The 15983-nt window shown below is 41.2% G+C and carries 13 protein-coding genes and 1 tRNA gene; all 14 read right to left on the bottom strand.

Annotated features, from left to right (window positions below; genetic code table 11):
* Nucleotides 1-120 (bottom strand): GTP-binding protein (locus ABVT42_RS20925; protein WP_367024354.1); only part of this gene is annotated, 120 nt, incomplete at its 3' end.
* 37 nt (nt 121-157) lie between these two features.
* A complete protein-coding gene (gene fusA, locus ABVT42_RS20930) occupies nt 158-2245 on the bottom strand; it encodes an elongation factor G (protein ID WP_353897907.1) in 2088 nt (695 codons plus the stop codon).
* 45 nt (nt 2246-2290) lie between these two features.
* Nucleotides 2291-2764, bottom strand: a complete 474-nt coding sequence (rpsG, locus tag ABVT42_RS20935) for a 30S ribosomal protein S7 (RefSeq protein WP_353897906.1) — start codon at nt 2762-2764, stop codon at nt 2291-2293.
* Between the two features lie 210 nt (nt 2765-2974).
* Complete coding sequence (gene rpsL, locus ABVT42_RS20940) at nt 2975-3346, bottom strand: 30S ribosomal protein S12 (RefSeq protein ID WP_353897905.1); 372 nt, start codon at nt 3344-3346, stop codon at nt 2975-2977.
* A gap of 161 nt (nt 3347-3507) precedes the next feature.
* A complete protein-coding gene (gene rpoC / locus ABVT42_RS20945; protein ID WP_353897904.1) occupies nt 3508-7731 on the bottom strand; it encodes a DNA-directed RNA polymerase subunit beta' in 4224 nt (1407 codons plus the stop codon).
* Between the two features lie 82 nt (nt 7732-7813).
* The gene (rpoB, locus tag ABVT42_RS20950) at nt 7814-11884 is read right to left on the bottom strand and encodes a DNA-directed RNA polymerase subunit beta (protein WP_353897903.1); all 4071 of its coding nucleotides are present in this window, start codon (nt 11882-11884) and stop codon (nt 7814-7816) included.
* A gap of 276 nt (nt 11885-12160) precedes the next feature.
* On the bottom strand, nt 12161-12535 hold the full coding sequence (gene rplL / locus ABVT42_RS20955) for a 50S ribosomal protein L7/L12 (protein WP_353897902.1): 375 nt from the start codon (nt 12533-12535) through the stop codon (nt 12161-12163).
* A 70-nt stretch (nt 12536-12605) separates the two neighbouring features.
* Entirely contained in the window at nt 12606-13133 is a 528-nt protein-coding gene (gene rplJ, locus ABVT42_RS20960) for a 50S ribosomal protein L10 (RefSeq protein WP_353897901.1), read from the bottom strand.
* Between the two features lie 353 nt (nt 13134-13486).
* Nucleotides 13487-14188, bottom strand: a complete 702-nt coding sequence (rplA, locus tag ABVT42_RS20965) for a 50S ribosomal protein L1 (RefSeq protein ID WP_353897900.1) — start codon at nt 14186-14188, stop codon at nt 13487-13489.
* A 3-nt stretch (nt 14189-14191) separates the two neighbouring features.
* Nucleotides 14192-14620, bottom strand: coding sequence for a 50S ribosomal protein L11 (rplK, locus tag ABVT42_RS20970; protein ID WP_353897899.1), 429 nt, complete (start codon nt 14618-14620; stop codon nt 14192-14194).
* 155 nt (nt 14621-14775) lie between these two features.
* Complete coding sequence (nusG, locus tag ABVT42_RS20975; RefSeq protein ID WP_353897898.1) at nt 14776-15309, bottom strand: transcription termination/antitermination protein NusG; 534 nt, start codon at nt 15307-15309, stop codon at nt 14776-14778.
* A 4-nt stretch (nt 15310-15313) separates the two neighbouring features.
* Nucleotides 15314-15691: a preprotein translocase subunit SecE gene (gene secE / locus ABVT42_RS20980; protein ID WP_353897897.1), complete on the bottom strand. Its 378-nt coding sequence runs from the start codon at nt 15689-15691 to the stop codon at nt 15314-15316.
* A 54-nt stretch (nt 15692-15745) separates the two neighbouring features.
* A tRNA-Trp gene (locus tag ABVT42_RS20985) sits at nt 15746-15821 on the bottom strand.
* 51 nt (nt 15822-15872) lie between these two features.
* Nucleotides 15873-15983 (bottom strand): EF-Tu C-terminal domain-related protein (locus ABVT42_RS20990; protein ID WP_465251084.1); only part of this gene is annotated, 111 nt, incomplete at its 5' end.

Genomic DNA, 15983 nt, shown 5'->3' on the forward strand with positions numbered 1-15983 from the left:
AAACTCTTTTGATAAAACGGTACACATCGCCGCTGTCAATGTCGTTTTCCCATGGTCAACGTGTCCTATGGTTCCTACATTGACATGGGGTTTGGTTCGTTCAAATTTTTCTTTTGACATTACCTGTTTCCTCGTTCAATTATATTTTAATAAAGTATTAATATTTTAAAGCTTCAAAAACACTCTTAGGTGCTTCTTCATATTTTGAAAATTCCATCGAATAGCTTGCCCGCCCCTGAGTGGCACTTCTTAAATCAGTGGCATAACCAAACATTTCCCCTAGTGGTACCTCGGCTTTAATCACTTTTCCAGAAGGGTTATCATCCATTCCTTGTACCATGCCTCGCCGACGATTTAAATCGCCCATGACATCTCCCATATATTCTTCTGGGGTAACGACTTCTACCGCCATTATGGGTTCCAACAATATCGGTTCAGCATCTAAAGCGCCATTTCTAAATGCCATCGAGCCGGCTATTTTAAAAGCCATCTCGCTTGAGTCAACGTCATGGAAAGATCCATCAAATAATGTCACTTTTACGTCAACCATTGGATACCCGGAAAAAACGCCTTGCTGCATTTGTTCCTGCACCCCTTTGTCAATTGCAGGAATGTATTCTCTTGGAACAACACCACCAACAATTTCATTAACAAACTCATACCCGTCACCAGAAGTTTTGGGCTCGAGCTTCAACCAAACGTGTCCATACTGGCCACGTCCGCCAGATTGACGAATAAACTTACCTTCAGCTTCAACCTTTTGTCGAATCGTTTCACGATAAGCTACTTGGGGTTTACCAATATTTGCGTCAACCTTAAATTCTCTTTTCATCCGGTCTACGATAATATCCAGATGTAATTCCCCCATCCCTGAGATGATGGTTTGCCCCGACTCTTCGTTAGTTTCTACACGGAAAGAGGGATCTTCTTGAGCAAGCTTACTTAAAGCTATCCCCATTTTTTCTTGATCGGGTTTAGTTTTTGGTTCAACCGCTACCGAGATAACCGGTTCTGGAAAATCCATTCGCTCAAGAATAATTCTTTTCACCGGATCACAAAAGGTATCTCCAGTTGTTACTTCTTTAACTCCAATAACCGCAGCAATATCACCGGCGTAAACTTCTTTGACTTCCTCACGGGAGTTTGAGTGCATTTGGACAATACGCCCAACTCGCTCTTTTTTCCCCTTTATTGGGTTATAAATCTGATCGCCCGTGCGTAAAACACCAGAATATACTCGAAAGAAAGTTAATGTACCAACAAAAGGATCAGAAGCAATTTTAAAAGCCAGAGCAGAAAAAGGTGCATCATCTTCAGGCGGCCTTGAATCCTCTGTTTCACCATCTTCTTTTAATCCTGAAATTGGCGGAACATCGATTGGAGCAGGCATGTAATCAATTACAGCATCCAATACCGCTTGCACGCCTTTATTTTTAAATGCGCTACCACAAGTGGCAATAACCACTTCGTTAGATAAAGTTCGAACTCGTAAGCCTTTCTTAATTTCAGCTTCTGATAATTCACCCTCTTCAAGGTATTTATCCATCAATTCTTCGCTGGCTTCGGCCGCAGCTTCAATCATTTTTTCACGCCACAGCTGACATTCGTCACTCATGTTGGCGGGAATGTCAGCATATTCAAAAGTCATTCCGCGATCGTCTTCATTCCAATATATAGCTTTCATTTTTATCAGATCGACAATCCCTTGAAACTCTTCTTCTGCGCCAATAGGTAATTGAACAGGTACTGGATTTGAACCCAGTCGCTTTTTAATCTGCTCAATCACTCTTAAAAAACTCGCACCCGCGCGGTCCATTTTATTAACGAAAACCATTCGTGGAACATTGTATTTATCAGCTTGTCGCCACACAGTTTCAGACTGAGGCTCAACACCAGATGAAGCACAAAATACAACCACTGCACCATCGAGAACTCGCAAAGATCTCTCAACTTCAATAGTAAAGTCGACATGTCCGGGCGTATCTATGATATTGATTCGGTGATTTTCGTATTCCCCCTGCATACCACGCCAGAACGTTGTGGTGGCCGCAGAGGTAATAGTAATCCCACGTTCCTGCTCCTGCTCCATCCAATCCATGGTTGCAGCACCATCGTGTACTTCGCCCATTTTATGAGATAAACCAGTATAAAACAGGACTCGCTCTGTTGTTGTCGTTTTACCGGCATCAACATGAGCACAAATACCAATATTTCGGTAAAGGCTTATAGGAGTCGAACGTGGCATTAGATGTTCCTCATATGCTTTTATTAAAAAAAAGCGAGAATAATTTTACCAGCGGTAGTGAGCAAACGCTTTGTTCGCTTCAGCCATACGATGCACATCTTCGCGTTTCTTAACACAAGAACCACGATTTTCGATAGCATCCAGCAGTTCACCAGCCAGTCGAGCATCCATTGATTTTTCACCACGCTTTCTCGAGCCTTCAACTAACCAGCGCATAGCCAGTGCAGTTTGACGAGAAGGACGAACTTCAACCGGAACTTGATAAGTTGAACCACCAACTCGGCGAGACTTTACTTCAACCAAAGGCTTAATTTTTTCCAAGCCCTCTTCAAAAATCGGGAGTGCATCTTCGATGTTTTTCTTCTCTTTAATAATATCAAGAGCTCGATAAACGATTTTTTCAGCTACAGACTTCTTACCATCAACCATAAGTACGTTGATGAATTTAGCTAATAGCTCACTTCCAAACTTAGGATCAGGCAAGATCTCTCGTTTGGCGACTACGCGTCTTCTAGGCATAATAGTTTTCCTATGTGTTACTTCAGGTCTTTTTCCAGGACTTGAGCCCGGACCTTACTCACATCTCAATGGGATGTCTTATTGCATCTAGCGAAATCTAAAGCCCAAACTCCTTGCGACTTTGGGCAACAAATTTTCGGTAGCTAAATGCTTTACAAATCAATTAGGTGTTTTGCCAACGCCTAATTATACATTTTTAACCTTAACGGTTTATTTTGGTCGCTTTGCACCGTATTTAGAGCGGGCTTGTTTACGATCTTTAACTCCAGCCAAGTCAAGATTTCCACGCACACAGTGATAACGAACACCCGGTAAGTCTTTAACACGACCACCACGAATCATTACAACACTATGCTCTTGCAGGTTATGACCTTCACCACCAATGTAGGAAGTTACTTCGAATCCGTTAGTTAAACGAACACGAGCAACTTTACGCAGTGCTGAATTAGGCTTTTTAGGAGTTGTAGTGTAAACACGAGTACAAACTCCACGCTTTTGAGGGTTAGCTTCTAGCGCAGGGACGTTACTCTTTTGTACCACTTTTTTACGCGGCTTGCGTACCAACTGATTAATAGTTGACATTGTTTACAATAGCTCCAGCATTTTACTTAATTAAATCCTCAGCAATCAGACAAATCATGCCTTTTACTCAGGGTGCGGCATTTTAATTGCCACTGCCAAGGATGTCAAGATAACCGCTCACCATTCGATCAAAAAACGGTCAGCGGTTAAATTTGTTAATGTTAGATTTCGTCGCTTTCAATACCAGTAGAACTAAGCGCATCACTGAGCGCTTTTTCTGCTTCTTCAGCAGAAACAGTTTCTTCGATATCAAACTCAAACCCATCCGACAAACGGCTCTTTCTTTCTTCGTGATAAGTTAATCCGGTTCCAGCAGGAATTAACCGACCAACGATAACGTTCTCTTTTAGACCAATCAGTTGATCTTTTTTACCACTCACGGCAGCTTCAGTTAATACCCGAGTCGTCTCTTGGAAAGAAGCAGCCGAAACGAATGATTCTGTTGCTAATGAAGCTTTAGTAATACCCATCAGAACCCGTTCAAACTGAACAAGTTCTTTGCCTTCAGCGGCCAGTTTATCATTCACATCAAGTACTTTAACATACTCAACTTGCTCACCTTTCAGCAATAAACTGTCACCTGGATTACTAATAAGCACTTTGCGCAACATTTGACGCACAATTGCTTCAATGTGCTTATCATTAATTTTTACCCCTTGTAACCGGTAAACATCTTGTACTTCGTTGGTAATATAATTTGCTAACGAACTGATTCCTTTAAGTCGAAGAATATCATGAGGATTATCTGCACCATCCGATACGACCTCCCCTTTCTCAACTTTCTCTCCTTCAAACACGTTAAAGTGGCGCCACTTATGAATTAATTCTTCATACGCATCACCTTCTTGAGGAGTAATGATCAAACGACGCTTACCTTTAGTTTCCTTACCAAAGCTCACAGTACCCGAAATTTCGGCCAAAATCGCAGGCTCTTTTGGCTTTCTTGCTTCAAATAAGTCAGCTACCCTTGGAAGCCCCCCGGTAATATCACCCGTTTTCGAACCTTCTTGTGGGATACGCGCAATGGCTGTCCCGACTCCAACTTCTGTGCCATCTTCAATGCTTACGATAGCATTGACTGGTAAAATATATTGGGCAGGCATGGTGGTGCCTGGAATTAACAGCTCATTACCACTTTTGTCGTATAACTTAATCATTGGTCTTAAGTCATTTGACTTGGTACCGGTACGTTTTGACTCGGTTACAACCAATGAACTTAGCCCGGTTAACTCATCAGTCTGGCGCGTCATATTAACGCCTTCGATAACATCCTGAAGTTTAATTACCCCGGCAATTTCCGTAATGATTGGGTGAGTATGCGGATCCCAGTTAGCAACCACATCACCACCTTTAACGGCATCACCATCATGGACTTCTAATACAGAACCATAAGGGACTTTATATCTTTCACGCTCACGTCCAAACTCATCAAGCAATGTCAGTTCTGTCGAACGCGAAACGATAACAATTTTGCCATCTTCTCGCGTTACATATTTCGCATTATGCAGTTTCAACTTACCATCATTTTTGATTTGAACGTTATTTTCTGCACTTTGTCTCGACGCAGCACCACCAATATGGAAAGTACGCATGGTTAACTGTGTACCAGGCTCCCCGATTGATTGAGCAGCAACAACGCCAATGGCTTCACCAATATTAATTCGATGACCTCGAGCCAGATCGCGTCCGTAGCATTGAGCACAGACACCTTGACGCGTTTCACAGGTAATAACTGAGCGTACAAGCACTTGGTCAACACCATTTGCTTCGAGTATTTCTACCCATTGCTCATCAAGTAAAGTACCGGCTTCACAAATGATATCATCGGAGTTTGGCTTATAAATATGTTCGGCATTGACTCGTCCCAAAACACGCTCTCTAAGTGGCTCAACAACATCACCACCTTCAATTAGAGGCGTCATCACCAGACCTTTCTCGGTACCACAATCCAATTCTGTAATAACAAGGTCTTGAGCAACATCAACCAATCGACGAGTCAAATAACCTGAGTTTGCCGTTTTTAATGCTGTGTCAGCCAAACCTTTACGAGCACCATGAGTAGAAATAAAGTATTCAAGTACAGTCAGACCTTCACGGAAGTTCGCTTTGATAGGGCTTTCGATAATCGAACCATCGGGTTTTGCCATCAAACCACGCATCCCAGCTAACTGTCTTATCTGTGCAGCACTACCCCTTGCACCAGAGTCAGCCATCATGTATACAGAGTTAAACGACTGTTGTTTAACTGTATCACCATTAGCATCAACTACATCTTCAAAACTCAAGTTGTCCATCATCGCTTTGGCCACCTGCTCATTGGTATGAGACCAAATATCAACAACTTTATTATAACGCTCACCGTGAGTTACCAGACCAGATGCAAACTGCTCTTCAATTTCACGGACTTCCTGCTCAGCAGAGTCGATAATGATTTTCTTTTCATCAGGAATAACCATATCGTCAATCCCAACAGATGCCCCTGATAAAGTTGCATAGTTAAAACCGGTATACATGAGCTGATCGGCAAAAATAACCGTTTCTTTCAAACCTAGACGGCGATATGCCTGATTAACCAGATTAGATATCGCTTTTTTCGTCATTTTTTGATTAACCAGTTCAAAAGGTAATCCTTTCGGTACTACTTCGAACAACAACGAACGACCAATCGTCGTATCGACAATTGAGGTATCGTCATGCTGGTTACCATCTTCATCGATAGTTGTTTGAGTTAGACGCACTTTTACTTTCGCGTGTAATGCAGCTTTCCCATTTCGGTAGGCTCGAAGTGCTTCGGCTGTATCAGCAAAAATCATTCCTTCGCCTTGAACATTGACCTTTTCACGAGTCAGATAATAAAGTCCAAGTACAACATCTTGGGTTGGAACAATAATAGGCTCGCCGTTCGCAGGAGAAAGCACATTATTGGTTGCCATCATCAATGCACGCGACTCAAGTTGTGCTTCGATGGTTAAAGGAACGTGAACCGCCATTTGGTCCCCGTCAAAGTCTGCGTTATAAGCCACACAAACTAATGGGTGTAACTGAATTGCTTTACCCTCAATTAACACAGGTTCAAATGCTTGAATACCTAGACGGTGAAGAGTTGGTGCACGATTCAGTAATACCGGATGTTCGCGAATAACTTCTTCTAAAATATCCCAAACGACAGGCTCTTCGCGTTCAACCATCTTTTTAGCAGCTTTAATAGTTGTTGCTAATCCGCGTAATTCGAGCTTGCCAAAAATAAACGGTTTAAATAATTCCAAAGCCATTTTCTTGGGTAGACCACACTGATGCAGTCTTAAAGTTGGCCCAACCACGATAACCGAACGACCAGAGTAATCAACTCGTTTACCTAATAAATTTTGGCGGAAACGACCTTGCTTACCTTTAATCATATCGGCCAAAGATTTCAATGGACGTTTATTCGATCCAGTAATCGCTCTTCCTCGGCGACCATTGTCGAGCAAGGCATCAACAGCTTCCTGAAGCATCCGCTTTTCGTTGCGTACAATGATATCTGGCGCATTTAAATCTAACAGTCTTTTTAATCGATTGTTTCGATTGATAACCCGACGATATAAATCATTCAAATCTGATGTTGCAAATCGACCACCATCAAGTGGAACTAACGGTCTTAAATCTGGCGGTAATACTGGCAAGACTGTCATAATCATCCACTCAGGTTTATTACCTGACTCGATAAACGCTTCCAGTAATTTTAAGCGCTTGGATAATTTCTTTAACTTAGTTTCTGAGTTGGTGTTTGGAATTTCTTCACGAATATTTTTTGCTTCTTCTTCAATATTAATATGAGTCAGCAAAGTCATTACCGCTTCAGCACCCATTTTGGCTTCAAATTCATCACCAAACTCTTCCAGTGCATCGAGATAAGTTTCTTCGCTAAGCAATTGTCCGCGCTCGAGGGTTGTCATACCGGGCTCAGTAACAACAAATGCTTCAAAATAAAGTACGCGCTCTATATCACGTAATGTCATATCCAGTAATAAACCAATACGGGATGGTAGCGATTTCAAGAACCAGATATGTGCGACTGGACAAGCTAAGTCAATATGTCCCATTCTTTCACGGCGAACTTTTGCCAGAGCAACTTCTACACCACATTTTTCACAAATAACGCCACGATGTTTTAATCGTTTGTATTTTCCACACAAACATTCATAGTCTTTTACCGGACCAAATATTTTCGCGCAGAACAAGCCATCTCTCTCAGGCTTGAAAGTCCGATAGTTAATTGTTTCTGGTTTTTTAACTTCACCAAACGACCATGAACGAATCATTTCAGGTGAAGCCAAGCCAATTCGAATCGAATCAAATTCTTCAGTTTGGTTTTGTTGTTTTATAAAGTTTAATAAATCTTTCAACTTTTTCTCCTCCCGGAGTGAATAAAAACTGGTACTTAATAGCCTGTAACTGAGTCCAATTACAGGCCTCTCCGTAAAATGATTAGTCTTCTAATTCGAGCTCAATATTAATACCGAGCGAGCGAATTTCTTTGACCAATACATTGAAGGACTCAGGCATACCTGGATCCATACGGTGGTCACCATCAACAATATTTTTATACATTCTGGTACGTCCATTTACGTCATCTGACTTAACAGTCAGCATTTCTTGCAATGTATAACTGGCACCATAAGCTTCAAGTGCCCAAACTTCCATTTCTCCAAATCTTTGTCCACCAAACTGAGCTTTACCACCAAGCGGTTGCTGAGTTACCAGACTATAAGAACCTGTTGAACGAGCATGCATTTTGTCATCAACCAAGTGATTCAGTTTTAACATGTACATGTATCCAACTGTAACTGGACGCTCAAAGCGGTCACCAGTTCTTCCATCATATAACCAAGACTGTCCTGACGTATCTTCACCAGCTAAATCAAGTAAATGTTTGATTTCATACTCTTTAGCCCCATCAAACACTGGTGTCCCCATTGGAACACCATTGCGCAGATTATTAGCCATTGTCATGATTTCTTCATCAGTGAAGGAATCTAAATCAACTGTCGCTTCATCACGATGATTATAGACTTTATCTAAAAACTCTCTCATGCGCTGTACTGACTGCTGCTGTTCGAGCAAATCATCAATTCGACGACCAATACCTTTTGCAGCCCAACCCAAGTGAGTTTCCAGAATTTGCCCAATATTCATCCGTGAAGGAACACCTAACGGATTCAATACAATATCGACGGGCTCACCATTTTCGAGGTAAGGCATGTCCTCTACTGGAACAATGTTAGAAATAACCCCTTTATTTCCATGGCGTCCAGCCATTTTGTCACCAGGTTGAATACGACGTTTTACTGCCATATAAACTTTGACAACTTTCAATACACCTGGCGCTAAATCATCGCCTTGTGTAATTTTAACGCGTTTAATTTCAAGCTTTTTGTCATATTCTTTCTTTTGTTCTTCAAGGTTTTGGGCTAACGCTTCAATTTGTGTCTGTAATTCTTCATCACGCAATTGAATATCCAGCCATTGCTCTGCACCAATTAGATTGAGGTACTCTTCATCAAGTACTGAGCCTTTTTTCAATCTTTCAGGTCCTTTTTCAGCTACGGCACCATTTAGAATTTTGAAAGCACGACTTTGAATATTGCCTTTTAAAATGGCCAACTCATCATTTAAGTCTTTTCTTACTCTGGCAATTTCGCTTGCTTCTATATCCATTGCACGTGCATCTTTTTCAACACCGTCACGAGTAAACACTTGAACGTCAATAACCGTTCCAACGGTGCCGGAAGAAACTCGCAGCGAAGTATCTTTAACATCACTGGCTTTTTCACCAAAGATTGCGCGCAAAAGTTTTTCCTCAGGTGTTAACTGAGTTTCGCCCTTCGGCGTTACTTTACCAACAAGAATGTCACCGGCTTTAACTTCTGCACCAACATATACAATTCCTGACTCATCAAGTTTAGCTAGAGCACTCTCACCAACATTTGGAATATCAGCCGTAATTTCTTCTGATCCCAGCTTGGTATCTCGAGCAATACAAGTTAATTCTTGAATATGAATACTGGTAAAACGATCTTCTTTAACCACATTTTCTGAAATCAAAATAGAGTCTTCGAAGTTGTATCCATTCCAGGGCATAAACGCTATTTTCATATTTTGCCCAAGAGCCAGCTCACCTAAATCGGTTGATGGGCCATCTGCCAATACGTCACCACGCCCGATTTCATCACCAACATTTACGATTGGACGCTGGTTAATACAGGTATTTTGATTAGAACGCGTATATTTAGTCAGGTTATAAATATCAACCCCAGCTTCGCCGCCGATTGTTTCTTCATCGTTAACACGTACTACGATTCGCCCCGCATCAACAAACTCAATCACCCCACCACGTTTGGCAGCAACGGTTACACCAGAGTCAACCGCTACAGTTCTTTCCATACCGGTTCCAACTAAAGGTTTATCTGCTCGCAGTGTAGGAACAGCCTGACGTTGCATGTTTGATCCCATCAATGCACGGTTTGCATCGTCGTGCTCAAGGAATGGAATCATTGATGCAGCAACCGATACGATCTGCTGAGGAGAAACATCCATATACTGAACGTTGTCCACCGTGGTTAATGTAAATTCACCTTGATAACGACAAGAAACTAAGTCTTCAATCATGCGACCATCATTATCAATAACAACGTTTGACTGAGCGATGTAATAGTTCCCCTCGTCAATTGCAGATAAGAAATCGATTTCTTCAGTCACCTGACCGTTTACAACTCGTCGATATGGCGTTTCTAAAAAGCCATAGTCATTAGTACGCGCATAACATGCTAACGAGTTTATCAAACCGATATTAGGTCCCTCAGGAGTTTCAATAGGACAAACACGACCATAGTGAGTTGGATGAACGTCACGTACTTCAAACCCAGCACGCTCTCGAGTCAAACCACCAGGCCCTAAAGCTGATACACGTCGTTTATGTGTAATTTCTGACAGTGGGTTATTCTGGTCCATAAATTGAGACAACTGCGAAGAACCAAAAAATTCTTTAATTGCTGCTGAAACAGGTTTAGCATTTATTAAATCCTGTGGCATCAGGTTATCAGCTTCAGCCATACTTAAACGTTCTTTTACCGCTCGTTCAACTCGAACCAGACCAACACGGAATTGATTTTCAGCCATTTCACCAACGCTTCGAATACGACGGTTACCCAAGTGGTCAATATCATCAACTTTTCCTTTACCATTTCGAATATCTAGCAAGGTATTCAATACATCGATAATATCTTGTTTAGATAATGTGCCTTCGCCTTCGTCGCTATCACGACCAACTCGGCGATTAAACTTCATACGGCCTACTCTGGATAAATCATAACGCTCTTCGGTAAAAAAGAGGTTTTCAAATAATGTTTCGGCAGAATCTTTTGTTGGTGGTTCGCCAGGTCGCATCATTCGATAAATTTCAATCAGTGCTTCAAGCTCAGTAGTTGTTGGATCAATTCTCAGGGTATCTGAAATGTAAGGTCCACAATCCAAATCATTGGTAAATAACGTTTCAAACTCATTGATTCCTGCCTCGCTAATTTTGGCCAGCAACTCATCCGTAACTTCGCTATTCGCTTCAACTAGAATTTCCCCAGTTTCTTTATCAATAATATCTTTCGCGACAGCTCGGCCGATCAAATATTCGGAAGGAATTTCAATGCGCTCAATACCCGCACTTTCTAAATCACGAATATGACGAACCGTTACACGGCGTCCAGCCTCAACCATTACAGAGCCATGTTTTCCTTTAATATCAAAAGAGGCGATTTCACCACGTAGTCGCTCTGGAATTAATGACAAAGTGAAAACACCTTCCGCATCAACTTGTACCGAATCGTTGCTGTAAAACATCTCCAGCATTTCTGCGGTGGTAAATCCTAAAGCGCGCAATAAAATAGTCGCAGGTAATTTACGTCGACGATCGATACGCACAAAAACACAGTCTTTTGGATCAAACTCGAAATCTAACCACGATCCACGGTAAGGAATAACTCGCGCGTTATACAGGTACTTACCAGATGAGTGGGTCTTACCTTTGTCAGAATCGAAGAATACACCCGGACTACGATGCAACTGAGAAACAATAACCCGCTCAGTACCATTAATGACAAAAGTACCATTATCGGTCATCAATGGCATCTCGCCCATATAAACTTCTTGTTCGCGGACTTCTTTAATTGTTTTGTTTTTATTTTCTTTATCGTAAATAACTAACCGAATTTTTACTCTTAATGCTGCAGAATAGGTGACACTACGAATTTGACACTCTTTGACATCAAATACCGGTTCACCTAAAGAATAACTAATATACTCCAGTGCAGCAGAACCAGAATAGCTGGAAATAGGAAAAACAGATTTAAAGGCTTTTTCTAACCCAGAATCAATAATATCATCTTTGTTTAAAAATGAACGATATGAGTCTAGTTGAATTGCAAGCAAGTAAGGGACATCTAAAACTCTTTTGTTCAGGCCGAAATCCTTTCGGATTCGCTTTTTTTCAGTATATGAATATGCCATCTGGGCTCCTCAGTTAGCTTTCATTCGATCTTTATAATCAATTCTTGATACGGCGGAACTGACTATGAATACACCACAAAAACTCAAAAAAATAAAAACTTTACTGGTCACATTTACCACAAACCTGCTTTTATAACAGCTTCAAGTATTAGCCGTAAATTGACAAGTCCGTATCAAATAATGCAACCAGAATAACCGCTTTGTTAAACGGCAAAACGGCCGGAGGCAAAAATGCCACCAGCCGGAATATCCGAGCGAGTCGAAAGCAGGAATCAATTACTTGATTTCTACTGTTGCGCCTGCTTCTTCAAGCTGTTTCTTAACATCTTCAGCTTCTTCTTTAGAAACGCCTTCTTTCAAAGTAGTTGGGCAACCTTCAACAGCTTCTTTAGCTTCTTTCAAGCCTAAGCCAGTGATGCCACGAACAGCTTTGATTACAGCAACTTTGTTAGCGCCGAAGCTGGTCATTACAGCGTCAAATTCAGTTTGCTCAGCAGCAGCAGGTGCATCACCAGCTGGGCCTGCAGCAACAGCAACAGCAGCCGCAGCAGTTACGCCAAATTTTTCTTCCATTGCTTCAACTAGTTCAACAACTTCCATTACTGACATTTCAGCAATTGCATTTAAGATATCGTCTTTAGAAAGAGCCATTACTCATTCTCCTGGGTCAAATTTAAAATTAAAAAATTTTTGTATTTACAAAAAACGTTTTGTCGGATTATTAAGCCGCTTGCTTCTGTTCTTTCACCGCATTGATTACTCGAGTAATACGCGATGGGAATTCGTTTAATGTACGTGCCAGTTTGGTCACTGGTCCATTCATTACACTCATCAGTGAAGCAATTGCTTCGTCTTTGGTTGGTAGCTTGGCTACGGCATCTAACTGGTCAGCACTATGTAAAGTGCCACCAACAGCAATAGCGGTAGCTTGTAACTTGTCGCACTCTTTTGCATAGTCACGAACAAGTCTTGCAGCCGCACCAGGTTCTTCAAGCGAAAACGCACAAACAACCGGGCCAACCAGAGCATCAGTCAAACAAGCGAACTCAGTATTTTCGACAGCACGTTTTGCCAGGGTGTTACGCACAACACGTAAGTAAACACCACTTTGGCGGGCTTTAACACGTAGCGCTGTCATTTGTTCAACAGACATGCCACGGTACTCAGCAAGTACAGCAGATAGTGCGCTTGAAGCAACTTCATTTACTTCAGCAACTATTGCCTTTTTACCTTCAAGTCCAAGTGCCACTTTGTTCACCTCCAAAATATCTAACTTAACTGCTATTAACTAATTTGCCAAAATGTGACATTAGCAATAGTCAGACTTAAGCTAGAAGCTTTACAATTTAAGAACAAACAAATTGTTTATTCCTCTGTAAACGATGAACCGCCCAGTATACTGAGTCGGGTATCACCGTCTGCGTAGGCTGTTTTTAAGACCATTTTTTACCTCACCTCATAAAGGTGGACAACATAAAAAATTTTCACCTACGGTCTATGACGGTATTTAAGCTAAACCTATGAAACATATTTAACTTAAATACCCAAGCTCTCAGCAAGTCAGTCAAGCCAACTTGCTTTCAAACTATTCTTTTTAAAAAACTAATCTTTTAAGTTGATCGTTGCTAGATCAACAGCTAAACCAGGTCCCATTGTAGAACTGATTGATAGTTTTTTCATATATGTACCTTTAGCAGAAGCAGGCTTTGCTTTTTTCAATGCTGCTAGTAGTGAACTTAAATTTTCTGATAATGCTTGAATTTCGAAGCTACTTTTACCAATTGGTGCATGAATAATACCGCCTTTATCGGTACGATATTGTACCTGACCAGACTTGGCATTCTTTACGGCTGTTGCAACATCAGCAGTGACTGTACCAACTTTTGGATTAGGCATTAAGCCTCGAGGTCCCAGAATTTGACCTAGCTGGCCAACAACCCGCATTGCATCAGGGCTGGCAATAACGACATCAAAGTCCATATTACCTTTTTTGACTTCATCAGCGAGATCATCCATCCCAACAATATCTGCACCAGCTTCTTTGGCCGCATCAGCATTCTCACCTTGAGTGAAAACAGCTACTCTAACATCTTTACCTGTACCATTTGGCAGTACAGTAGCACCACGAACAACCTGGTCTGATTTTCTAGGATCAACCCCTAAGTTCACAGAAGCATCGATAGTTTCATCGAATTTCACCTGAGAAACTTCTTTGATTAATGTCAAAGCTTCTTCGATTGAATAGATCTTGTTTTTATCAACTTTCTCGTTGATTAATTTTTGACGTTTAGATAGTTTAGCCATCGATTAACCCTCCACCTCTACGCCCATTGAACGAGCAGTTCCTTCCAAAGTTCTTACCGCAGCATCCAAGCTAGCAGATGTTAAATCAGGCTCTTTAGTATTCGCAATCTCTTCTAATTGAGCGCGAGTAATTTTACCAACTTTTTCAGTATTTGGTCGACCGCTACCTTTTTTCAAACCAATAGCTTTCATAATTAAAACTGCAGCTGGTGGTGTTTTTGTAACAAAAGTGAAACTACGATCGTTGTATACTGATATTACAACTGGTGTTGGTAATCCTTTTTCCATTTTGTCTGTTGCAGCATTAAATGCTTTACAGAATTCCATGATGTTTACACCATGCTGACCTAATGCAGGTCCAACAGGTGGACTTGGATTAGCCATGCCGGCGCCAATTTGCAGCTTAATATAAGCTTCGATTTTTTTAGCCATTATTGCACCTCAAATATGGGTTCGAACGCTTTATTTGCTAATAATGATTAGCTTAAAGCTCCCCTTTCTTTAACGTAAAAAAACACCCACAGTACGCAAATACCATGTTTGTTTTTCAGAATTCAAATTTTTACCTAACTCAATATAATCAGGATTTAACCTTTCTCAACCTGACTGAAGTCAAGTTCGACCGGTGTTGAGCGACCGAATATCATAACGGATACTTGAAGTCGGCTCTTCTCATAATTCACTTGTTCTACCACTGCATTAAAGTCTGCAAATGGACCATCAATAACTCTTACTGCTTCACCAACTTCAAATAATGTTTTTGGTTTTGGCTTATCAGTCGACTCTTCTAGTCGATTAAGTATTGCATCAGCTTCTTTTTGACTAATGGGAGCAGGTCTGTCACTAGTTCCACCAATAAAACCAAGCACTCTAGGCGTTTCACGGACCAAATGCCATGAATCATCACCCATCTCCATTTCAACTAAAACGTAGCCGGGAAAAAATTTTCGCTCGCTTTTTCTTTTTTGACCAGCTCTCATCTCAACAATTTCTTCTGTTGGAACAAGAATTTGACCAAACTTTTCTTCTAGACCATGTAATTTTACACGCTCTTCCAGCAAATTTCTGACTTTACTTTCATAACCGGAATAAGCCTGGACTACATACCATTTCAGCGACATTCAATTACCCTCTAACAGTTAATAAACTAATCAGTTTAACTAATATCGCGTCAATTCCCCAGAGAAATAATGAAACGATGCTCACAGCTACTATGATGATTATAGTCGTTTGAATCGTTTCTGTTCGAGTTGGCCAGACAACTTTTCTGGCTTCAATGCGAGATTCTTTGGCAAAAGCCAATCCAGCTTTACCTTTTGAAGTGGTAAAGCCAATACCTAGACCAATCGCCACTAAGGCAATGATCACAGCGGCTCTAATTAAAACGGAGCCATCAATTAAATAATGATTAGCATAAACAGCGCCGGCCAAGGTAATTGCTGACAAAACCCATTTAATTTTATCTAGAGAACTTGAAGTCTCTACCTGTTCTTGTACGCTCATAAACTAACCAAAAGTAATTTTTATTTCTGAAAAATGCTATAGCCTCGATTGCAGTGGCAGGCCAGGAGGGACTCGAACCCCCAACCTGCGGTTTTGGAGACCGCTGCTCTACCAATTGAGCCACTGGCCTGCAATATCAAGCGTAACGAAACATTTCGTTACGCTAAACTCGGCTATCTAATTAAGCAATAATTTTAGAAACAACACCGGCGCCAACAGTTCGGCCACCTTCACGAATAGCAAAACGTAAACCTTCATCCATCGCAATCGGTGCAATCAATTCAACATCCAT

The organism is Aliikangiella maris, assembly GCF_040719265.1.
GTDB lineage: Bacteria > Pseudomonadota > Gammaproteobacteria > Enterobacterales > Kangiellaceae > Aliikangiella > Aliikangiella maris.

What these genes read in the sequence shown, in the direction of transcription:
- rplK (WP_353897899.1), bottom strand. Translation starts at nt 14,620, where the DNA reads ATGGCTAAAAAAATCGAAGCTTATATTAAGCTGCAAATTGGCGCCGGC.
- rpoB (WP_353897903.1), bottom strand. Translation starts at nt 11,884, where the DNA reads ATGGCATATTCATATACTGAAAAAAAGCGAATCCGAAAGGATTTCGGC.
- nusG (WP_353897898.1), bottom strand. Translation starts at nt 15,309, where the DNA reads ATGTCGCTGAAATGGTATGTAGTCCAGGCTTATTCCGGTTATGAAAGT.
- fusA (WP_353897907.1), bottom strand. Translation starts at nt 2,245, where the DNA reads ATGCCACGTTCGACTCCTATAAGCCTTTACCGAAATATTGGTATTTGT.
- rpsG (WP_353897906.1), bottom strand. Translation starts at nt 2,764, where the DNA reads ATGCCTAGAAGACGCGTAGTCGCCAAACGAGAGATCTTGCCTGATCCT.
- rplA (WP_353897900.1), bottom strand. Translation starts at nt 14,188, where the DNA reads ATGGCTAAACTATCTAAACGTCAAAAATTAATCAACGAGAAAGTTGAT.
- rplL (WP_353897902.1), bottom strand. Translation starts at nt 12,535, where the DNA reads ATGGCTCTTTCTAAAGACGATATCTTAAATGCAATTGCTGAAATGTCA.
- rpsL (WP_353897905.1), bottom strand. Translation starts at nt 3,346, where the DNA reads ATGTCAACTATTAATCAGTTGGTACGCAAGCCGCGTAAAAAAGTGGTA.
- secE (WP_353897897.1), bottom strand. Translation starts at nt 15,691, where the DNA reads ATGAGCGTACAAGAACAGGTAGAGACTTCAAGTTCTCTAGATAAAATT.